Here is a 21,359-nt window from a genome sequence, read left to right as displayed (position 1 = left end):
TTATTCTCCTAACTTCATTCCACGTTCTATAAAAGAACCTGCACCATTAATATATTGCTTTGCTTCCATACGCTTTTTACCAGCAGGCTGTAAATCAGTAATTTTGATAGCAGTATGATTACCTGTTGCTACTAATATACCATCGTTTAAAACATCAATTATTTCACCTGGTGTAGAATTTTGATTCGTATTTACTTTTTCACCCCACCAAACTTTTAAAACTTCTCCGTTTAATGTAGTATAAGCTACTGGCCAAGGGTGTAAACCTCTTACATGATTATAAATCTCTTCACCAGTTTTTGACCAATTTATTTGTTCTTCCTCACGCTTAATATTTTTTGCAAAGCTAACTTTACTTTCATCTTGCTTCACTGCAGTCATTTCACCTTTTAATAATGGTGGGATTGTTTCTGAAAGTAAATTCGCACCAGCAATACTTAATTTATCGTGAAGCGTTCCAACGTGATCTTTTTCTTCAATCGGAACAACGACTTTGGCTAACATATCACCTGCATCTAACTTTTCAACCATATACATAATTGTTACACCAGTTTCACTCTTGCCTTGAATGATCGAATAGTGAATTGGAGCTCCACCTCGTAATTCTGGTAACAATGAAGCATGTACATTTATACAACCAAATTTAGGAGCTTCAAGAATATCTGTCGGAAGAATTTGTCCAAAAGCTGCAGTTACGATTAAGTCTGGCTTCAAAGCCAATACTTTTTCTGTTTCTTCTGGAAGTCTAATTTTTTCAGGTTGTAAAACTGGTATATTATGTTTTAAAGCTTCTACTTTAACAGGTGGTGGAGTTAGCACTCTTTTTCGACCAACAGGGCGATCTGGCTGAGTTACTACACCTACTACATCATATCCTTCTTCAATTAATCTTCTTAAAACAGGAACAGAAAAATCTGGCGTCCCCATAAAAACAATCTTTGTCATTTTTTTGCCTACCCTTCTAATTCACTTTCTTCATAGTATTTCGAGACTTTAGAAGTGAATAAAACTCCATTTAAATGATCAATTTCATGTAAAAGTGCACGAGCTAAAAATCCACGAGCTTCAATAATAAAATATTTTCCACGTTTATTTTGTGCTTTGATTTTTGCATAGCTAGGTCTTGTTACATCACCATATAAGTTAGGGAAACTTAAACAACCTTCAACATCAGTTTGCTCGCCTTTTGTTTCCATTACGATTGGATTAATTAAATCTATTCTTCCATTCTCATCTTCAACATCAACAACAGCTACTTGTTGCAGAATTCCAACTTGTGGAGCTGCTAATCCAACACCATCTGCTGCTAGCATTGTCTCATACATATTATTTAAAAGTTTTACTAAATTTTTATCAAATGTCGTCACTTTTTCACAAGGTGTTTCAAGAACTTCATTTGGAAATTCTACTATTTTTAATAAAGCCAATTTCACAACTCCTATCTTGATTGTACGTTAAATTTATTTTCTAAAAACGACCTTCGTCTTATGTTTGTTGGGGGCTGACCAGTCGCCTCCACTTTTCTTTACATAAACATAGTAGGTTGAAAGTCGATTGTTAATTGTAGTTTGCCTTTGTCTGTTTCGTCTTGGTAGTATTGTTGGATTCGGTTTAGCACGTCATAGAGTGCAGGTTCAGATTTGTATTTTATCACACATTGATATCGAAAATGGTCTTTTATTTTTGCGATTGGTGATGCTACTGGTCCGAGTACGATTGATCCTTCTGATAAGTACTCTCTTAAATAGCCTGCAATTTGTTCGCTTACTTTTACTGTTTTTATCAAATCATTATGTGCTATTGAAATTAAAACTAAATAATAAAAAGGTGGATATCGAAATGAGCGTCTTATTTTCATTTCTTCTTCATAAAACGCTACATAGTCCTGTGTTTTAGCTAATTCAATACTATAATGCTCTGGTGAATATGTTTGTATAACTACTTCACCAGGTTTTTCATGACGTCCAGCTCTTCCGCTTACTTGTGTCAATAAGCTAAATGTTCGCTCACTTGCTCTGAAATCAGGTAAATGAAGTGAACTATCTGCAGCTAAAACACCAACCAATGTAACATTTGGAAAATCAAGTCCTTTTGCAATCATCTGTGTACCTAGTAATATATCAGCCTCACCGTTACCAAATTGCTTAAGCATTTTTTCGTGGGCACCTTTACGACTAGTCGTATCATTATCCATCCTGATGACTCGTGCTTCTGGGTACGTTTTTGTAATTGCTTCCTCTACCTTTTGCGTCCCAGTTCCAAAAAATCGAATATGTTCACTTTGGCAAGATGGGCATTGTTTTGGCATATAGGTTTCATATCCGCAATAATGACATTTTAGATGATGGTTATGTTTATGATAAGTTAAGGAAACCTCGCAATGGGGGCACTGAATTGTGTAACCACAATCCCTACACATTACAAACGAAGAATAGCCTCGACGGTTTAAAAATAAGATGATTTGTTCCTTCTTCTCTAATCGATACAATATTTTTTCATGTAAAGCTGTAGAAAACATCGTACGATTACCGATTCTTAACTGCTCTCTCATATCGACTATTTCTACTTCAGGTAATGGGCCTTGATTAACCCTTTTAGACATTGTATTTAACTCATAAACACCTTTACCAGCTCTAGCAAATGATTCTAGTGTAGGAGTCGCACTTCCTAAAACGATCGGACAATGATGATATTCTCCTCTCCAAATTGCAATATCTCTTGCATGATATCTTGGATGCTCATCTTGTTTATAAGTTGTCTCATGTTCTTCATCAATGATGATCATACCAATGTTTTCAAATGGTGCAAAGATAGCTGAGCGGGCACCCACTACTACCTTAACTTCTTTTCTCTGAATCTTTCTCCATTCATCATATTTCTCACCAATAGATAGACCGCTATGTAGAACTGCAACATCATTTCCAAATCTACTTTTAAAACGACCTACAATCTGTGGGGTAAGTGAAATTTCAGGTACTAATACGATTGCTTCTTTCCCTTCAGATAGTACCTCTTGAATGGCTTGCAAATAAACTTCTGTCTTTCCACTACCTGTTACCCCATGTAAAAGATGAATCTTATTCTTTCTTTCATGAAATGAAGAAACGATTTGCTCAAATGCAATCTGTTGTTCTTCTATTAGTGGTAAAGGCTTAGAACGCTCAATTTCTCTACCTTCATAAGGATCACGATAAACTTCAACTGTTTTAATTGAAATTACCTCGTTTTTCTCTAATGTCTTAATAGGTGAATCAGTGATGCCAAGACATTCTTTTAACTCCTTCACACTTGTTTGACCATTCATACGTAAGTATTCAATAATGTCTTTTTGTTGTGGAGATTTGATGATAGGTAATTCTTCGTCTAATACCTTTAATAGTGACACTACACGTTCTGTTTTTTTATTTGCTTTATTTTTCACTTCATATTCAATTTCAAGCAATCCTTCTTTAATTGCTCGTTGAACTAATGAAATTTTACTAACTAGACTTTCTATTTCAGTCCATTCTCTTCTTTTTACGATTGAAAATAGATTTGCTAATTCAGGAACTAATTGATCTAATGCTTCTTCAGATGTTACTTGAACATGTTTTTTATATACAGCTTTAATAGCAGTCGGAAGCATTGCTTGATATGCAGAAATGAAAAAACAAAGTGTTTTTTGAGATAGATAAGAACCTAAAAGAAGAAGTTCTTCTGTTAAAACTGGCATGACATCAAGAACTTCTTCAATTTCTTTAACCTTCTCTACATTCGTTGTTTCTTTTATAGACAATACGAATCCTTGAACTTTCCTAGGCCCAAATGGAACAATTACTCGCATTCCAGGTTGTATTGCATCCTGCCATCTAGTTGGTACTTTATAATCAAAAGGACGGTCTGTTTGTCTGACTGATACATCAACTAAAACTGATGCGTATGTCATCTTTCTACCTCATTTAATAAGTGATGAACTTCAAGTAGTAATTCTTCTGCTACTTCTTTTTTACTCATTTTAGGAAGTGGCTTAACTTCACCATTACGCTTAAAAATGGTGACAATATTCGTATCAGATCCAAAACCAGCCCCTGCTTTTGTTACATCATTAGCAACAATCATATCAGCATTTTTCTTTAAAAGTTTACTTTTTGCATACTCATCTACTTGATCAGTTTCTGCAGCAAACCCTACTAAAATTTGATGTGTTTTATGTTGACCTAAAGTTAGAAGAATATCTTTCGTACGTTTAAAAGCAATTGAAAGATCACCATCAACTTTTTTCACTTTTTGATCATAAGTAATTGAAGGAGCATAATCCGCAACTGCTGCTGTTTTTATTACAACATCCGCTTCATTATAATAAGACCAAATCGCTTCAAACATTTCCTCAGCAGATTCAGTTTGGATAAATTTACACCCTTCAGGTGGAGTTAAATTAGTTGGTCCAGAAACGAGAATTACTTCTGCTCCTAAAGAAACTGCAACTTCTGCAATACTATAGCCCATCTTGCCCGTTGAATGATTTGAAACAAATCGAACCGGATCAATTTTTTCAACTGTTGGGCCAGCAGAAATAATAATTTTTTTACCTTTTAATAAAGCAACTTCTCTTTGGAAATGTTCATTCACGAATTGAACGATTTCTTCCGGCTCTGCTAATCTACCTTTTCCAACATAGCCACATGCTAAATATCCTTCATTTGGCTCAATAAATCGATGACCAATCTCTTTCAATGTGTTCATATTCTTTTGAACAATTGGATGGTTATACATATTAACATTCATAGCTGGTGCAATCCAAACTGGTTTTGTTGCAGCCAGTAATGTTGCCTGAATCATTTCATCTCCAAGACCATTTGCTAATTTTCCAATTGTATTAGCAGTTGCTGGAGCAACAATGATTAAATCAGGCCAATCACCTAAATCGATATGTGCAATTTTTGAACTATCTTTTTCATCAAAAGTATCTATATAAACATCATTTCTTGATAAAGCTTGAAACGTTAAAGGTGTCACAAATTTTGTAGCGGATAAGCTCATCATTACTTTAACGTCATATCCTGCTTGTACTAGTTTACTTGTAAGTGCTGCTGCTTTATAGACTGCAATTCCTCCTGTAACACATAGGAGAATCTTTTTTTGTTCCACTCACCTTCACCCTTTCAAATTTTATTCTTTCTATGTTATATGTCAAAAAATAGGTCTTTTGGACGTTCTATGTCTAAGATACCACAAATATGATTGAATAAATGTTATAGGCTTTTCTAAAAAAAGCTCGCCAAAGGGCTGATCGTCAAAGTCATAAGCCTAGGTGTACTTATCCTTTTTTTAAAGTCAGTGCTTTTCGTCGATTAAACTACTTGGCTATTTTATCACAAAAATAAGACTGCCCCCATTTCTAATCACCACGAAACTTTTAGGAGAGGTGTTAAACACCACGTTGTCCTTTTTAGTCATATGGAAAATTAGCAAATGTTTTGGGACAGCCTCATCACACAGTTAAATATTAATCTTCTTTAACTTCTTCAAGTTTTCTATAAGATAATAGTCCAGCATTAATTTCTTCTAATGCTTTTCCTACAAATTTATCAGATACTGGTTTTTCAACACGAGTATCTTTATTTACTTGCATTTCGCGAGCACGCTTTGAAGCAACTGTTACTAGCGTATATTTTGAGTCTAATTTTGTTAATAAACGGTCAATCGAAGGATATAACATAGTTTATTCGGCCTCCATCATTCTTTTATAATAATTTGCAACTCGTTCACGTTTTAAATGTTCACTTAAAATAATTGCTTTAATACGGTCACAAGCTAAATCAACTTGATCATTTTCAACTACATAATCGTAAGCATCCATCATTTCAATTTCTTCTTTTGCTGCATTCATACGATTCATAATGACATCTTCAGTTTCTGTACCTCTTGTTACAATTCTATTTTGTAATTCTCTCATACTCGGAGGGGCTAAGAAAATAAAAATTCCTTCAGGAAAAGCTTTTTTTACTTGTAAGGCACCTTGAACTTCAATTTCTAGGAAAATGTCTTTTCCTTCGCTTAATGTTTTTTCAACATAATCAATTGGCGTACCATAGTAATTACCTACAAACTCTGCCCACTCAAGAAACTTATCTTCATTTATTTTCTGTTTGAAATCTTCTTTTGATGTAAAGAAATAATCTACTCCATGTACTTCACCTTCACGAGGATTTCTTGTCGTCATTGAAATACTATATTGCAGATCTAAGTCCTTATTATCAAAAATAGCTTTACGCACCGTACCCTTACCTACTCCTGATGGACCAGAAAGTACGATTAATAAGCCTCTTTCATGCCTCATTTATGACCCTACCCTTCTAATTCTAGACAGTTTAATTTATTAAAGGTCAATCTATTGTTACTTCTTTTTGTGTTTAGAGTCAATTAATAAAAAATTAATTCGTCTTCTACTTCACATTGTTACCGGACCTTTGCAACTATAAACAAATCTTTTACATTATTCAATATTTTGAACTTGCTCTCTAATTTTTTCAAGGTTATTTTTAATTTCAACAACTTGTTTAGAAATATCTAATGAGTTTGCTTTAGAACCAATCGTATTCACTTCTCGATTCATTTCTTGTACGATAAAATCTAATTTTCGCCCAATTGATTCTTTTATTTGTAACGTTTCATTAAATAATTCTAAATGACTAGTTAGTCGAACTAATTCTTCAGATATGTCACATCGATCCGCAAAGAGCATAATTTCTGTTAATAATCTTTGCTCATCAACCGCTGTTAATTCAACTTCCGCTAATTTCGATTGGAGTTTTTCACGATATGATTTCAAAACAAGAGGAGAATGAACTGTAATCTGTTTTTTACATTCCTCAATTGCTGTTAATCTTTCTATTAAATCTTTTTTAAGTTGTCCACCTTCTTTGCACTTAACATCAAAAAATTGCTGACATGCATTTTCAGTAGTCGTTAATAATAATTCTTCAAAATTATCATTGATTTGTTCTACTTCACTTACTGTAGTAACTTCAGGTAGCTTTAATAAATCGATTGGATTATATACAGATTTATTTTGATCTTCACCAGAAAGATGTTCAATCGCATTTTTATATTGTTGAATTAAGCCTTCATCTATTTGTAATGAACGTTGTAATAAGCCCTCAATTGTAACAAAAACCTCTACTCGACCTCGACTAGTATACTCAGCTACAATTTTCTTAATTGCATCTTCATATGCTAATAATTGCCTCGGCATTCGAACGATTGTCTCTAAGTATCGATGATTCACTGCTTTCATTTCAATATGTATTTTGTACTGTTCATTTGACAAAATGGCTTTACCATACCCTGTCATACTTACGACCATTGTTCCACTTCCAATACACTAATTTTCTCTCTAATTTATTTCCCAAATTTCATTCAATATGTAAAAGAGAAAAGGTAATAGAGCATACCTCTACTACCTTAAGGAATTATAACATATTTTAAAATGGTTATCCATTTTGTTCGTAAATTATTTTTTCTTAGTAAATAATGCCCCTGCAAGCATAAAAGTTGGAATTGATGATAGCCCTCCAATTAAGAACCAATCTCTAGGCACGATCGGAATCGTTTTGAAAATAGGTTGTAATGGTGGGTAGTAAATAACAACAAGCATTAATAGCATTGAAACAATAACAGCACCAATTAAATATAAATTTCCAAATACGTTTCGATGGAAAATGGAACGTTCACTTCTACAATCAAATACATGAATTAATTGAGCTAAAACTAAAGTAGAGAATGCTACTGTTTGTGCGTATTCTAGTTGATTCGGATGTTGATTATACGAAATAATGAAGGCTAATAGTGTGACAAATCCTATTAAAAACCCTCTTGAAATAATTTTCCATCCTAAACCTCTGGCAAAAATCCCTTCTGATAATGAACGAGGACTTCTTTTCATTACATCATCTTCAGCTGAATCAACACCTAATGCCATTGCAGGTAAACCATCAGTTACTAGATTAACCCATAGAATTTGTACTGGAACTAATGGTAAAGGTAGCGCTAATAACATCGCAAACAACATAACTAAAATTTCCCCTACATTTGAAGCTAATAAATAACGAATAAATTTACGAATATTACTATAAATATTGCGTCCTTCTTTAATTGCAGATTTGATTGTTGCAAAATTATCATCAAGTAATACTAATGCTGAAGCTTCCTTGGCTACATCTGTACCAGTAATCCCCATTGAAATTCCAATATCGGCTGCTTTAATGGCTGGTGCATCATTAACGCCATCACCAGTCATTGCTACAATATGTCCATTCGCTTGAAGAGCTTTAACAATTTTCAATTTATGTTCAGGTGAAACTCGGGCAAATACAGCAGCATCTTCAACAAATTCCTGGATCTGCTCTACAGAAAGTGCATCTAATTCTTTTCCTTCTACTACTCTTCCGTTATCTCTTAAGATTCCTAGTTTTCTAGCAATACTAGAAGCTGTTAACTTATGATCCCCAGTAATCATAACCGTCCTAATACCAGCTTCTTTACATTCTTGAACAGCTTGTGCAACTTCTGCTCTTGGTGGATCAATCATCCCTTGTAAACCAATAAAAGTTAAATTGCTTTCGAGATCCCTTTCATCAATGATCGAATTTGGATTTAATGGTTTAAAAGCAATCGCAATTGTACGAAGTGCATTATTTGCATAAGTTTCAATTGTACTTTCCACTGAGTTTTGTCTAAACGTATTTAATTGTTCTTCTCTTTCATGCCATAAAATTGTATTACATTTTGAAAGTAATACGTCTGGTGCACCCTTTGTAATTACAAATTGCTCACCTGATCGATTTTTTACAACGACCGACATCATTTTCCGTGTACTATCAAAAGGAAGCTCATGTATTCTAGTAAAATTCGAATTTACATATTCACGGTCAATCCCAGCTTTATAACCTGCAACAACAATTGCACCTTCAGTAGGATCACCATCTAGTACGATTTCTTTTTTCTTTTGAATTAATTGTGCATCACTACAAATAGATCCGAAAACAAGAGTTTGAAATAATTGTTTATTTAAAGTTGGATTAATCGTTCTCTCTTTATTCGTAAATTCTCCATCGATTGCATATCCGTTCCCAGATACTTCATAACTAGATCCGCCCGACCAAATATTTGTAACAGTCATTTTATTTTCTGTCATAGTCCCTGTTTTATCTGAACAAATGACTGAAGCACAACCTAATGTTTCAACCGCTTGAAGCTTTCGAACGATTGCTTTCTTTTTAATCATCCGTTGCACACCAAGTGATAAAGCAACCGTTACAATTGCTGGCAAACCTTCTGGAATCGCAGCAACTGCAAGTGACACACCCGCTAAAAACATATGATATAATTCATTTCCTTGATAAACACCGATAAATACAACTAAAGCTGTTAAAAACAATGCTAAAATAATCAATATCTTCCCTAATTGTTCTAATCGTCGTTGTAAAGGTGTAACAATGGTTTCTGTATTTTGAAGTAAATTCGCAATTTGCCCCATTGCTGTTTTCATTCCTGTCGATACAACAACACCTTTACCATTTCCACGCGTAACGAGTGTTCCCATAAAGCCCATATTATCTTGATCACCAATACCAATATCATCGGCCTGAATTGATTCAAATCTTTTTTGAACCGGAACAGATTCACCTGTTAGCGCTGATTCTTCTATGTATAAACTTGATGCTTCGATTATGCGAATATCAGCACCAATCCGATCGCCACTTGAAAACTTAATAATATCCCCAACAACTAAATCTTTTGAAGGGAGCTTAACAAATTGCCCATCACGCAAAACATTTACTTGAGGAGCAGCCAATTCTTTCAAAGCTTCTAATGATCTTTCTGCCTTAGCTTCTTGAAAATAACCTAAAATCCCGTTAATTAATACAATTGCCATAATCGCAACAGCATCTACTACTTCCTTTAAAAAGATTGATATAATCGTTGCGCCTAATAGTACAAATACCATAAAATCATTAAACTGATTCAAAAATAAAACGAGTTTGGAAGTTTTCACTGATTCCTTTAATTCATTTGCCCCAAAAGTTGCTCGCCTTTTCTTTACCTCCTCATCAGTTAAACCGGAGGAAACATTTGTATTCGTTACTTGCACGACTTCTTCCGCTCTCATCCGATAAAAATTCATACCCGCGTTCACCCCTAATTAAACATTAGGTAAGTTGTCCCCCTTACCTCTCATAAAAGCATATTCAGACTCGTCCAAATAAATGATATAATGATGAAAATAAATCTAGCTTTTAACCAACTAGAACTGTGACAAGATCAATCAAGATATTGTATGATTGAATTCCATGAGAAATTTCTTGATTGTTTAATTAATGGATATGAGCCAGTTTAAGAATTATGTTGATTTGAGAAATATATTGAATGTAATTAGAAATTAATTGGAACTTTAAGATCGAAATTAGAGGGGAAACTTAAAAATATGGTTGTTTGGCCATTTAAAGTTTATTATTAAATTTAAATGCTCAAGACCCCACAGGAACAAGGAAGCTCAGGGAATTTCGCTCCATGGAAAGCGAGTACTCTAAAAGTGGAAATCAACGTTCTATTTTCCAGTGATATTGGTTCACATTTAATAACCTCATCATTTTATTGATAATGATTAAAAGTTATATTTTTTTTAAAAATAGTGTTTTAAAGAGTAGGACGTGATACATATGTCTTTTGACGGACTTTTTACAGGAGCTATGACAAACGAAGTAGCTTCTAAACTAACAACTGGAAGAATATCAAAAATTGTACAACCAAGTAACTATGAAGTACTACTTACTGTGAGAGCAAATGGTGCCAATTACAAACTAATAATAAGCGCTCACCCTAGTTACGCAAGATTCCATTTTACAAACCAAAACTACGATACCCCATCTGAACCATCAATGTTTACAATGCTTTTAAGAAAACATTTAAATGGTGGAATCATTGAAAGCTTTACGCAGTTAGAACACGAACGAATCGTTAACATTAAAGTTCGTAGTAGAAATGAAATTGGTGATGAACAATACCGAACATTAATCATTGAATTAATGGGTAGACATAGTAATATCCTTTTAATTGATGAAGAAAGACAAATAATATTAGATAGTATAAAGCATGTACCAATGGCTGTTAATCGTCATCGAATAGTACAACCCGGTGCTACTTATATTTCTCCTCCTAACCAAGAAAAACATGATCCATTTCAGGTCACTTCTAAAGAGGAGTTTAATCAAATTATTACTCAAAGTGATCAATTACCATCCGAAGCAATTGTTCAACATTTCTCCGGAATCTCTCCATTACTCGCAAATGAAATTGTCTATAATGGAAATGAAGATGTGTATAATTCGTTTAAAACAATCATGAATGACATACAATTAAAAAAGTTTACTCCTTCACTTTTCCGCTTAGAATCAAGAGAAATGTTTTATTTCATAAATTTATCTCACCTACAAGCCGAACAAACTGTTTTCGACAGCTTAAGTGAGTTGTTAGATGTTTATTACTTTGGTAAAGCTGAACGTGACCGTGTAAAACAACAAAGCGGCGATTTAGAAAAACTGTTACAAAATGAACTGACCAAAAATAAGAAAAAAATTAAAAAGTTACACAAAAGTCTTGAAGATACTGAGAAAGCAGATAAAATTCAGTTACAAGGCGAATTGCTTACTGCAAATATGTTTGCACTACAAAAAGGTATGAAAGAAATTGAAGTAATTAATTACTATGACGAAAATGGTGCCACAATGGTCATTCCTTTATCGCCATTAAAAACACCTTCTGAAAATGCACAAGCTTATTTCACCAAATATACTAAGCTTAAAAATTCAGTCGCTCATATTGAAGAACAGATTAAATTAACGAAAGAAGAAAATGATTATTTAGAAACAGTTATACAGCAAATCGAGTCTGCTTCACCACGTGATTTAGAAGAAATTAGAGAAGAACTTGTGGAGACGGGTTATATAAGAAAGAAAAAATCGAAAAAACCCCAAAAATCTAGTAAACAAAAAGTTACATTAGATGAATATATCTCTACTACTGGTGAACAATTATTAGTCGGTAAAAATAATAAACAAAATGATTATTTAACAAATAAACTTGCGAGTAGAGACGAGCTTTGGTTTCATACAAAAGATATCCCGGGCTCTCATGTTGTCATTCGTGCTAAGGATCCTAGTGAAACTGCGATAAAAGAAGCAGCTATTATCGCTGCATATTTTAGTAAAGCACGTCAATCAAGCGCAGTGCCTGTTGATTACACGGAAATTCGCCATGTTAAAAAACCAAATGGTTCCAAACCAGGTTTTGTAATATACGAACAAAACAATACAGTTTATGTAACACCTGATGAAGAACTTGTTTTAAAATTGAAGAAATAAAAAAATGGTGCCTATATAGGGCACCATTTTTACTTATCTACCTTAGAGTATAGTAAATATAACTATAGTTGTTCTATAAAGCTAACATAAAAAAAGATAAGCTAAAATTTAGCTTATCTCTTATCTTTCATTTTGCAAGTAGCTTAACGCCTGTTTTGTCTTCTCAATATATTCTATGTCATTATTCGAACACATAAATTTGACATTTGTTTGACCAGTTTCATTTAATTGGCCATTTTCTCCAAGAAGCTGGATTAGTCTTTTTACAGTACCATTACTTCCATCAACAATTTGAACATCTTCAGGTAAAATCTTTTTTAAGATGTTTTTATAAAATGGATAATGAGTACAGCCTAAAACAATTGTTCCATATTGCTCAATATTAAATAATGAAAGTTTACTTTTAAAATAATCAATCATAAAGTTTTCATCAAAATTTAATTCCTCACAATAATGAACAAGCTCTGGTAAAGGCAATGAATCGACAATACTTAGGTCGTCCACCCTAGAAATAAGCTCATTATACTTTGTTTGCTTTAACGTAAGTGGAGTCGCAAAAACTAATACTCTTTTACCAGTTGTTCTGTTCATTTCAACAGCTGGTTTTACAGCCGGTTCCATACCGATAATTGGAAAATCATACATTTCTCTCAATTCATTTACTGCAATACTAGTCGCAGTATTACATGCAATTACAAGTGCTTTTACATCTTCTTTAATAATCATTTCAACAGACTTTTTTACAAACGCACTTACTTCTTCCTTCGACTTTGTACCATAAGGAACGTGAAGTGTATCAGCAAAATATAAAAAATCTTCATTTGGTAATTTTTTCAGTGCCTCATTTAAGACAGTTAACCCACCAATTCCTGAGTCAAAAAAAGCTATTCTCATTTCAATTCACCTAATAATTTTAATTTAATGAAGTCATTTGTGAAAGTGTCTACAAATCATAACATTATTCAACAGGGACAAACTTTTACAAATATATAATACTAAATTAACCTAATTATGGATGAATGTAAACTTTTCAGAAAATAGTTAACTCTGCGGTCGATTATTTTTAAAAATGAAAAGCTTCTCATTTCGTGTTCCCGACTTATAGAACATTTAATTTACTAGTTGCCTGTAGTACTCCTGTCACCTAGTCTTAAGATAATGATTTTAATATTGTTGAATTAGAAACAATATTTTATATAATATTGTTAGTGAACCAACGGGTGGGAGGATTGACCATGAACAAAGAAAAACAGCTTATAATGGGTTTCAGGGACGTATTTAACAAAATGGTTTGGCTTAATAAGTTTAAGATGGAAGAGGCCCTTAAGGGGTATCAATCTTCTGAAGTACATTGTATCGAATACATTGGAAAAAATGTAGATTCCAACGTGACCAAACTCGCTGATTCTTTATATATGACAAGAGGTGCCATTACTAAAATAACGAAGAAGCTTATAAATAAAGGACTGATTGAAAGCTATCAGAAACCGGATAATAAGAAAGAAGTTTATTTTAGGCTTACTGAGCAAGGAAAAGTAATAGACAATATCCATGAAGAACTACATAAAAAGTTCCGAGAGCGAGATCAAGTAGTATTTGATCAAATAACCGAAGAACAATTCGAGAGTATGCTTAACTTCGTGAACAATTATTGTAGTCATTTAGATGCAGAAATAAAGAAACAAGGGATCGATATAGATCGTATACCTGAATGAATTTGAATAATAAAGAATCACTTGCAGCTAATACTCTATCAGAGGATCGGCTGCTTTTTTTATCCTAATATTATTGTTGACAAGGAAACAATATCACCGTACGATAAATATATTTCCCAGGAATCAAAATCATCGTTTTTGAGAGGAGAATTTTATTGTTCAAATTTAGATCACACAAGGAACAGAAACTGGAACAAACCATAGATAAAAAGGATTTACTTTTCGGTCTTATATCCGTCTTTCTTTGCGGAATAGGCTTCAGTATCATCACACCTGTTGTACCGTACTTAGTACAGCCTTATATAAGTAATCCCGGAGATCAAGCTTTAGTTGTTACGTTATTGACTTCTGTTTATGCCGTATGCGTGTTTTTTGCAGCACCAGGACTTGGAGCATTAAGCGACAGATATGGCCGCCGCCCAATACTTTTAGTATCCCTATTAGGTTCCGCGATCGGCTACTTAGTTTTTGGTATAGGAGGAACTCTATGGGTCCTTTTTGCTGGACGTATAATAGAAGGGATAACTGGCGGGAGCATAAGCACAATCTTCGCATATTTTGCAGACATCACTCCTAGTGACCAACGAACCAAATACTTTGGGTGGGTAAGTGCCGTTGCAGGTGTTGGCGCAGCTATTGGACCTACTCTAGGTGGATTACTTGCCAAGTTTGGTTATTCAGTACCCATGTATTTTGGAGCAATCATAACTTTACTAAATTTTGTTTTTGGATTCTTATATATGCCAGAAAGCCTTGATGTGAATAACAGACTGAAAAAGATGACTTTTGTAAGGCTGAATCCATTCACCCAGCTTGTAAACATACTGTCCATAAAAAACTTAAAATGGCTACTCATCTCAGCGTTCCTACTTTGGATACCGAATGGATCATTACAGGCAGTTTTTTCACAATTTACAATCGATACGTTCGACTGGAAGCCTGCACTTATTGGGCTAATGTTCTCAATTATGGGTGTCCAGGACATCATTTCACAAGGTTTCATCATGCCAAAGCTATTAATTAAATTTAGTGATTCACAAATAGCAACTCTTGGTATGGTTTCAGAAATTATAGGCTACAGTTTTATTGCTGCATCGGCTTTGTTCACATACTACCCTCTACTTATTGTTGGAATGTTTATATTTGGGTTTGGTGATTCAATCTTTGGGCCATCATTTAATGGGATGGTCTCCAAGACCGTTGATCCTAGAGAACAAGGCAGAATTCAAGGAGGTAGCCAATCTATACAGGCTTTAGCAAGAATAATTGGGCCGATTATAGGAGGTCAAATCTATGTAACACTTGGCCGTGCAGCACCTGCTTTTATGGGTATAATCCTAATAGCAGTAGCAGCAATAGTATTAAATAAGAATAGGTTTATAAATAGATAAAAGAGTGTACTCTTTAGAATACGGCGGTCTTAGGGTTACCGCCTTTTTTCTATCTAGTGATATGGAATTGTAAAAATATCTTGATCAATCAAAAATATACTTCAATCAGACAAAATTTATTCTATAATGAAGTACATAGTTCAAAGCTCAGAAACAAGGTGGTTAGTTAAATGAAAGAAGAATTACTTAAAATTTTTGATGAATCTGGTAATCATACAGGAGAAGCCTCTCGAAGTGAAGTACATAAAAGGGGATTATGGCACGAAACATTTCATTGTTGGTTACTTAGTGTAGTAGAAGACAAAGCTTCCATCTATTTTCAAATCCGTAGTCATCTAAAAAAGGATTATCCGAATTTATTCGATATTACTGCTGCTGGTCATTTACTATCTACTGAAACAGTTCAAGATGGATTAAGAGAAGTAAAAGAAGAACTTGGCATAGAAGTAAAAATGGAAGATGTCATCCCTCTTGGCATCATTAAAAATTCGATCATTTTAGAAACGATTAATGATCATGAATTGAGCCATGTTTTTTTACTTAAAAGCAATAAACCTTTTACCGATTTCAACCTACAAAAAGAAGAAGTTTCAGGCATAGTGAAAGCTGATTTCAATCAATTTTATCAATTCGCACATGGTTTAAGAGATACAGTAGAAGTTGATGGTTTTAAAATTACTGAAACAGATGAAAAAATTCCAATTCAAAAATCAGTAGATAAAAATCAGTTTGTATCTCACGAAAGTAATTATCTTTTAGATGTTGTTGAATTAATAAAAAATAACATACAGAATGAATTTTAATTTTAAGAGCCCTTTATTTGTATGGGCTCTTAGCTATTACTAAAATTCCATTTTATTACGAAAAGAAAACAATATTTTTATCCTAATGGATTTCCACCAAATCTTGCCCATAATTTTGGAAACATCGATTCTAATCCATCAGAATCTTCTTCATCCCAGTCAAATTCGATTTCGTTTGCAGGCTTTAGACCTTTTTGTTCTAGTTTTTCTAACAGCTCATCATAACTTTCATCGTCCCACTCAATATCGCCTGTTTTTAATAAGGTATAGGCATCTTGTCCTACATTTAATAATTCTTCATTTTGAGGATAGCCTTCTTCATCCAGATTTTCATCATTTATATAATTTGCTAAGAAATCATGATTTTCCATTACTTTGTGATAAATTTCTTCACCTTGACCAATAAGCCACCCTCTAAAATAATCAAATGTATCATCTGAACATCCACCCATTAGTATATACCCAGCAGCCCATAATTTTGATTGATAACTCTCTTTCATTAAACCTTGAAAATGCAACTCGAAATCCACTATTTCATTTAAACTTTTTTTACTTAAAACCTCAATTAACCATTCAGCTTGATCTTCATTACTTTTAGACTCTTCAATTAAACTCCAAAACTCTTTTTTATTCACTTATTAATTCTCCTAATTCAAATTTACCAAATAATTATAATTTTATCATACATGTTCCTTATCCATTTTAGATAAATAAAATAAAAAACCCTAAATTATTAGGGTTTTTTATTTCATTCAATATCTTTACTAAAAGAATAAGATAGCTTTTTATACTCCATTTTATGCTCATAAAAACGGTGCGCATTTATTCTTTGGACACCGGATTGTAGTGTTACTAATTGACATCCATTTCTACTACCAAACTCAGAAATAAAATCTAGTAATTTCTTACCGTATCCATTTGAGCGTTTACTTTCATCCGTCACTAAATCGTAAACAAATACATGTTTACCGTTATAGAAATTTGTTAAAATACTAATTCCAGCGACTGCAACTGTCACTCCTTGAACTTCTAACCCAAATAATTTATAGCCTTGTTTTTGCATTTCTTCATACAAACTAAAAAATGATTCTTCATTTAATTGTGTACGAAGTTGTTTTAAAACTTCAAAGCCTTTTCTTAACTCTTCTTTTGTTTCGTAAAGTTTTACTGAAATATTAGTCATTCTAACACTCCTTTTTAATCTTTTTACGATACACTAATTACATTTTCACCAGTTTCAGCTTCTCTTTTAAATAATCTTGAATATACGCCATCTTTTTCTAATAAAGAATGATGCGTACCTTCTTCGACTACTTTCCCATTTTCTAATACAACGATTCTGTCCGCCGTTAATACAGTAGATAATCGATGTGAAATTACGATGACAGATTGTTTTGATTTCCGCCTTTGAATCGCTTCATTTATTTGTAATTCTGTAATCGGATCTAAAGCCGAACTTGCTTCATCTAAAATAAGAATAGGAGAGTTTTTTACTAAAGCTCTTGCTAATGATAATCTTTGTTTTTGACCACCAGATAATAGTGCCCCTCGTTCACCAATTGATGATTCTAGACCTTCTGGTAATGAATTTAAATAGTCTGATAATCCACTATCTTTTAGAGCCTGGATCATTTCATCATCTGTCACCGATTCATTTCCTATACGAATATTATCAGCTAAACTACCATTTCTTAGTTGTACATCTTGCGAAACAAACGAGATCGCATCTCTAATCCACTTTGCATTTGCTTTTTCAATTGGTAAACCATCTACTTCAATTGTTCCCTGATTTAACGGATAGAAACCTAATAATAAATCTACAATTGTTGATTTTCCAGCACCACTTGGTCCTACTACAGCCACTGCTTCCCCTGGTTTCACATAAAATGACAATCCATTTAACACAAATTCTTCCTTCGTTGGATAGGCAAATTTAACATCTTTAAATTCAATTAACCCATTAACAGAATTTAATTTTTCACCCTCTTGTACTTCAAATTCCGAAACTTCTTCAGCTAACAATTTTTCAGAACGATCTAATGCTGGACCAGTTCTACGTACTGATAGCCAGTTTCTTAGCATTCTTTGAATTTCATTAGCCGCAATGGTCACAAGTCCCCCTGCCGTATACATTTGTCCCGTTGTGATTTGATCATTTGAAATTAGTAAAACACTTATAAAATAGACTGCAGCTAAAGCAAATCCATTATAGCTACCAATTACGACAATTGATTGCATTCTTGCTTTTAATTCGATAATTGATTCCTTCATAAATGATTTACGGATATCGGCAACACTTTGAATCTCATAATCCGTTGCACCAAGAATTCTCGAAAGTTGGATTCCTGTTACTGATTCTCGTAATCTTTCTAAATAACGTGACGCTTCATTTCTAGCTTTAGCCGAAGCAATTCTAGTACGTGCTCCGACTTTATTAGAGGTCCAGTAAAATAAAACACCTAAAACTACACTCGTAATCATTAAATAAGGATTAATCCAAAGTAAGACAATACTATATATAAATACTCCTTGCACAGAAGCCATAAAAGTAGAGCCTTCCCATGCTAAAAAGTTATGCAAAGTATCTGGGTCATCAGAAACTCGTGCTAATAATTCACCAGATTTAGATTGATGAAAATATGAATAAGGTAAAATTTGCAAGTGCTTAAATAAGCGTAGTTTTTGCCAGTTTGTAACAGATTTAGCAATATGATGACAAAAATATTCATCAATGACCATTAAAATTAAATCAAGAATTGCAGCAATTACAAGCAACCACATTAATCCCCATAGTAATGCATAGTCATGATTTGGGAGTATATGATCTATTAACCAACCAGTTCCTAGTGTTGGTATTAATGCTGCACAAACTTGACTTAAAGCAATGACAAATGAATCTGCAAATACCCATTTTTTATGTGGTTTGAGAAAGTTTATGACTCTTTTCCCATCGCCTATTTTTTTAGTATTTTTCTGCATCATACAGCACTCTCCTTTTCTAGTTCACTGTATTGTGCCATATATAATTGATAGTACTGACCTTTTAATGACAATAATTCTTCATGTGTACCTTGTTCAGCAATACGTCCTTTATCTAATAATAAAATACAGTCCGCATCTTTTACTGTTACAAGTCGATGTGCAATTGTAATTGTTGTACGACCTGGGATTAACTTTTCAAGTGAAGATTGTACCTTTTCCTCTGTTTCTCCATCTAATGATGATGTAGCCTCATCGAAAATTAATACTGGAGGATGACGTAATATTGCTCTTGCAAGAGCTACTCGTTGTCTTTGACCACCAGATAATTTTAGGCCTCTTTCACCAACAATCGTTTCAAAACCTTCCTGTAGTGACTCAACTAAATCAGATAAGTCCGCTGCTTCAACAGCAAGCCCAAGTTCTTCATCAGTTGCATTAGGTTTGGCATATAGTAAATTTTGCTTTAATGTACTATTTAAAAGAAACGTTTCTTGAGAAACAACACCAATATTTTGGCGTAAAGATTGATAATCATGAGAAGATAAATCTTTATGATCAACTGAAATCGATCCATAAGAAGGCTCGTATAAACCGAGTAATAACTGAATTAAAGTACTTTTTCCTCCACCGCTTGAACCAACTATCCCAATATGTTGACCTGCTTTAATTGAGAATGAAACATCTTTCAGGACTTCTTCAGTTGAATTTGGATAAGTAAATCGAATATTTTTAACTTCTATATCACCTTTCACTTCTCCAAATTTCGGTAAATCATCAGGTTGTTCTCCTGGTAAGTCGAAGTACTCATAAATTCTTTGAAGTGCTGGAATTGCTTGTTGAATTGTTAATGCATTTTCAGCTAACGAGCGGACAGGCATAAACATGGTTGGGATAAAACCTAGAACAGCAATTAATGTACCAACTGTAATTTCATGCTGCCAGATCGAATACCCTCCAATTAACATAATGACCCCTGGTGCACCATTATTAAACACATTTCCTAAACGCCAATTAACCTTCCCAATTAAAGCTAAACGAATAGCAAATCTTTTCCAAACGGACAGCTTATCTTCTAATTTTTTATTTTCTTTATCCTGTGTTTGAAATGTTCGCACTAGACGAACAGATTCGATACTTTCTTGAGTGTGATTATATAAATCAGCACTCATATCACGAGCTATAGCCCCCATTTTTCTTACTTTTTTACCAATCATAAATGAAGGAACTAAATAAATTGCAAATACAATAAGCATGACCACTGCCGCTGGCCAATATAAAGGAAACACCGCTATAAATGCCGCAATTGCCGCAATTACTTGTTGAATAAAACGAGGTATAACTGTATTATTCAAGTTTTGAACAGACTCTACATCATGCGTTAACCTATACAACATATCCCCGCGAGGTGTAGTTGAAAAAAACGTCATCGGTGCTTTTTGAAGCTTTGTAAATGCACGTAATTGCATATCTGTAATTACATCTAAACCTATTTTTACTTGAATAAATTCTTGTAATGATTCAAAACCGACCTTAAATAAGAATGAAAGCATAATCCCTAAAATTAAATAAAAGATAATTTTTGAATCAGGACCCCCAACAATCTCATCAACCAATTTACCAGTTAAAATCGGCGGAATAATCGCAAATGCGCCAGCAATTAATGAACATACAAAAGCAACTAGAAATACTTTCCAATACGGTTTAAAATGATTAACTGTTTCGATTAAAATTTTCATCTATTGCCATCCCCCTAACCTGTAACATTTTACAATATTTTCAAACTATTTTCACTATTAAATTTTTTACCAGGATGAAAGTAATGTATTTAAACTTGGATCTGGTGAGATACTTTTGTATTCTTATGTTGTTTAAAACGTCTCTCCCAGAAACTACTTTCCTATCCAAATCGTTATTCCTTTTATCTAGTCTCAAATACATTCTAATCTTTCAATTAATCTATTTCTTCATAAATAGATTGAACATTCGTACACTATTAGTCTTTAGGCACATAAAAAAAATCTACAACTTAAGTCGTAGATTTTAAGATTTTTTTTTGATTGAAAATAT

The 21,359-nt window shown here is 33.4% G+C and carries 17 protein-coding genes; 4 read left to right on the top strand and 13 right to left on the bottom strand.

Annotated features, from left to right (window positions below):
- The 8 genes from fmt to V5E38_RS05085 all read right to left on the bottom strand — a co-directional run bounded on the left by fmt (position 1) and on the right by V5E38_RS05085 (position 10,165).
- A complete protein-coding gene (gene fmt / locus V5E38_RS05120; protein ID WP_335478770.1) occupies positions 1 to 945 on the bottom strand; it encodes a methionyl-tRNA formyltransferase in 945 nt (314 codons plus the stop codon).
- An 8-nt stretch (positions 946 to 953) separates the two neighbouring features.
- Positions 954 to 1,427 carry a peptide deformylase gene (def, locus tag V5E38_RS05115; RefSeq protein ID WP_025568816.1) on the bottom strand — a complete coding sequence of 158 codons (474 nt, stop codon included), beginning with the start codon at positions 1,425 to 1,427 and terminating at the stop codon, positions 954 to 956.
- A 98-nt stretch (positions 1,428 to 1,525) separates the two neighbouring features.
- Positions 1,526 to 3,925: a primosomal protein N' gene (priA, locus tag V5E38_RS05110; RefSeq protein ID WP_499212438.1), complete on the bottom strand. Its 2,400-nt coding sequence runs from the start codon at positions 3,923 to 3,925 to the stop codon at positions 1,526 to 1,528.
- On the bottom strand, positions 3,922 to 5,127 hold the full coding sequence (coaBC, locus tag V5E38_RS05105; protein ID WP_499212437.1) for a bifunctional phosphopantothenoylcysteine decarboxylase/phosphopantothenate synthase: 1,206 nt from the start codon (positions 5,125 to 5,127) through the stop codon (positions 3,922 to 3,924). Before coaBC ends, priA begins: the two co-directional genes overlap by 4 nt.
- 358 nt (positions 5,128 to 5,485) lie before the next feature.
- Positions 5,486 to 5,698 carry a DNA-directed RNA polymerase subunit omega gene (rpoZ, locus tag V5E38_RS05100; RefSeq protein ID WP_025568819.1) on the bottom strand — a complete coding sequence of 71 codons (213 nt, stop codon included), beginning with the start codon at positions 5,696 to 5,698 and terminating at the stop codon, positions 5,486 to 5,488.
- 3 nt (positions 5,699 to 5,701) lie between these two features.
- Positions 5,702 to 6,319 carry a guanylate kinase gene (gmk, locus tag V5E38_RS05095; protein WP_069034530.1) on the bottom strand — a complete coding sequence of 206 codons (618 nt, stop codon included), beginning with the start codon at positions 6,317 to 6,319 and terminating at the stop codon, positions 5,702 to 5,704.
- 156 nt (positions 6,320 to 6,475) lie between these two features.
- The gene (locus tag V5E38_RS05090; protein WP_499212436.1) at positions 6,476 to 7,345 is read right to left on the bottom strand and encodes a YicC family protein; all 870 of its coding nucleotides are present in this window, start codon (positions 7,343 to 7,345) and stop codon (positions 6,476 to 6,478) included.
- Between the two features lie 147 nt (positions 7,346 to 7,492).
- On the bottom strand, positions 7,493 to 10,165 hold the full coding sequence (locus V5E38_RS05085; protein WP_499212435.1) for a cation-translocating P-type ATPase: 2,673 nt from the start codon (positions 10,163 to 10,165) through the stop codon (positions 7,493 to 7,495).
- A gap of 535 nt (positions 10,166 to 10,700) precedes the next feature.
- On the opposite strand from V5E38_RS05085, the gene V5E38_RS05080 reads away from it, so the two are divergent.
- Positions 10,701 to 12,401 carry an Rqc2 family fibronectin-binding protein gene (locus V5E38_RS05080; protein WP_499212434.1) on the top strand — a complete coding sequence of 567 codons (1,701 nt, stop codon included), beginning with the start codon at positions 10,701 to 10,703 and terminating at the stop codon, positions 12,399 to 12,401.
- Positions 12,402 to 12,521: 120 nt separating this feature from the next.
- On the opposite strand, the gene murI is transcribed toward V5E38_RS05080, so the two are convergent.
- Positions 12,522 to 13,295: a glutamate racemase gene (murI, locus tag V5E38_RS05075; protein WP_499212433.1), complete on the bottom strand. Its 774-nt coding sequence runs from the start codon at positions 13,293 to 13,295 to the stop codon at positions 12,522 to 12,524.
- A 341-nt stretch (positions 13,296 to 13,636) separates the two neighbouring features.
- Between murI and V5E38_RS05070 the strand changes: the two genes are divergently transcribed.
- From V5E38_RS05070 to V5E38_RS05060, 3 genes are all read left to right on the top strand, one after another.
- Positions 13,637 to 14,116 carry a MarR family transcriptional regulator gene (locus V5E38_RS05070; protein WP_499212432.1) on the top strand — a complete coding sequence of 160 codons (480 nt, stop codon included), beginning with the start codon at positions 13,637 to 13,639 and terminating at the stop codon, positions 14,114 to 14,116.
- 155 nt (positions 14,117 to 14,271) lie between these two features.
- Complete coding sequence (locus V5E38_RS05065; protein WP_499212431.1) at positions 14,272 to 15,507, top strand: MFS transporter; 1,236 nt, start codon at positions 14,272 to 14,274, stop codon at positions 15,505 to 15,507.
- 170 nt (positions 15,508 to 15,677) lie between these two features.
- Positions 15,678 to 16,310, top strand: coding sequence for an NUDIX hydrolase (locus V5E38_RS05060; RefSeq protein ID WP_499212430.1), 633 nt, complete (start codon positions 15,678 to 15,680; stop codon positions 16,308 to 16,310).
- Between the two features lie 77 nt (positions 16,311 to 16,387).
- Here V5E38_RS05060 and V5E38_RS05055 read toward each other — a convergent pair whose 3' ends face one another.
- The 4 genes from V5E38_RS05055 to V5E38_RS05040 all read right to left on the bottom strand — a co-directional run bounded on the left by V5E38_RS05055 (position 16,388) and on the right by V5E38_RS05040 (position 21,028).
- Complete coding sequence (locus V5E38_RS05055) at positions 16,388 to 16,945, bottom strand: DUF4240 domain-containing protein (RefSeq protein ID WP_499212429.1); 558 nt, start codon at positions 16,943 to 16,945, stop codon at positions 16,388 to 16,390.
- Positions 16,946 to 17,058: 113 nt separating this feature from the next.
- Positions 17,059 to 17,493 (bottom strand): GNAT family N-acetyltransferase, encoded by a 435-nt coding sequence (locus tag V5E38_RS05050; RefSeq protein ID WP_499212428.1) that lies wholly within the window; start codon positions 17,491 to 17,493, stop codon positions 17,059 to 17,061.
- A 23-nt stretch (positions 17,494 to 17,516) separates the two neighbouring features.
- Positions 17,517 to 19,292 (bottom strand): ABC transporter ATP-binding protein, encoded by a 1,776-nt coding sequence (locus V5E38_RS05045; protein ID WP_499212427.1) that lies wholly within the window; start codon positions 19,290 to 19,292, stop codon positions 17,517 to 17,519.
- A complete protein-coding gene (locus tag V5E38_RS05040; RefSeq protein WP_499212426.1) occupies positions 19,289 to 21,028 on the bottom strand; it encodes an ABC transporter ATP-binding protein in 1,740 nt (579 codons plus the stop codon). The genes V5E38_RS05045 and V5E38_RS05040 overlap by 4 nt, the downstream gene beginning before the upstream one ends.
- Between the last annotated feature and the right edge of the window lie 331 nt (positions 21,029 to 21,359).

Origin of the sequence: Rossellomorea sp. GAMAL-10_SWC (genome assembly GCF_049568075.1) — a bacterium.
Classification (GTDB): Bacteria; Bacillota; Bacilli; order Bacillales; family Bacillaceae_G; genus Gottfriedia.
Note: the sequence above shows the minus strand (reverse complement) of the source record. Positions and strands in the feature narration are given on the sequence as shown.

Coding starts and splice junctions, on each gene's coding strand:
- V5E38_RS05090 (WP_499212436.1), bottom strand. CDS start 7,345: ATGGTCGTAAGTATGACAGGGTATGGTAAAGCCATTTTGTCAAATGAA.
- gmk (WP_069034530.1), bottom strand. CDS start 6,319: ATGAGGCATGAAAGAGGCTTATTAATCGTACTTTCTGGTCCATCAGGA.
- V5E38_RS05085 (WP_499212435.1), bottom strand. CDS start 10,165: ATGAATTTTTATCGGATGAGAGCGGAAGAAGTCGTGCAAGTAACGAAT.
- murI (WP_499212433.1), bottom strand. CDS start 13,295: ATGAGAATAGCTTTTTTTGACTCAGGAATTGGTGGGTTAACTGTCTTA.
- V5E38_RS05070 (WP_499212432.1), top strand. CDS start 13,637: ATGAACAAAGAAAAACAGCTTATAATGGGTTTCAGGGACGTATTTAAC.
- V5E38_RS05045 (WP_499212427.1), bottom strand. CDS start 19,292: ATGATGCAGAAAAATACTAAAAAAATAGGCGATGGGAAAAGAGTCATA.
- fmt (WP_335478770.1), bottom strand. CDS start 945: ATGACAAAGATTGTTTTTATGGGGACGCCAGATTTTTCTGTTCCTGTT.
- priA (WP_499212438.1), bottom strand. CDS start 3,925: ATGACATACGCATCAGTTTTAGTTGATGTATCAGTCAGACAAACAGAC.
- V5E38_RS05050 (WP_499212428.1), bottom strand. CDS start 17,493: ATGACTAATATTTCAGTAAAACTTTACGAAACAAAAGAAGAGTTAAGA.
- V5E38_RS05060 (WP_499212430.1), top strand. CDS start 15,678: ATGAAAGAAGAATTACTTAAAATTTTTGATGAATCTGGTAATCATACA.
- V5E38_RS05040 (WP_499212426.1), bottom strand. CDS start 21,028: ATGAAAATTTTAATCGAAACAGTTAATCATTTTAAACCGTATTGGAAA.
- V5E38_RS05080 (WP_499212434.1), top strand. CDS start 10,701: ATGTCTTTTGACGGACTTTTTACAGGAGCTATGACAAACGAAGTAGCT.
- rpoZ (WP_025568819.1), bottom strand. CDS start 5,698: ATGTTATATCCTTCGATTGACCGTTTATTAACAAAATTAGACTCAAAA.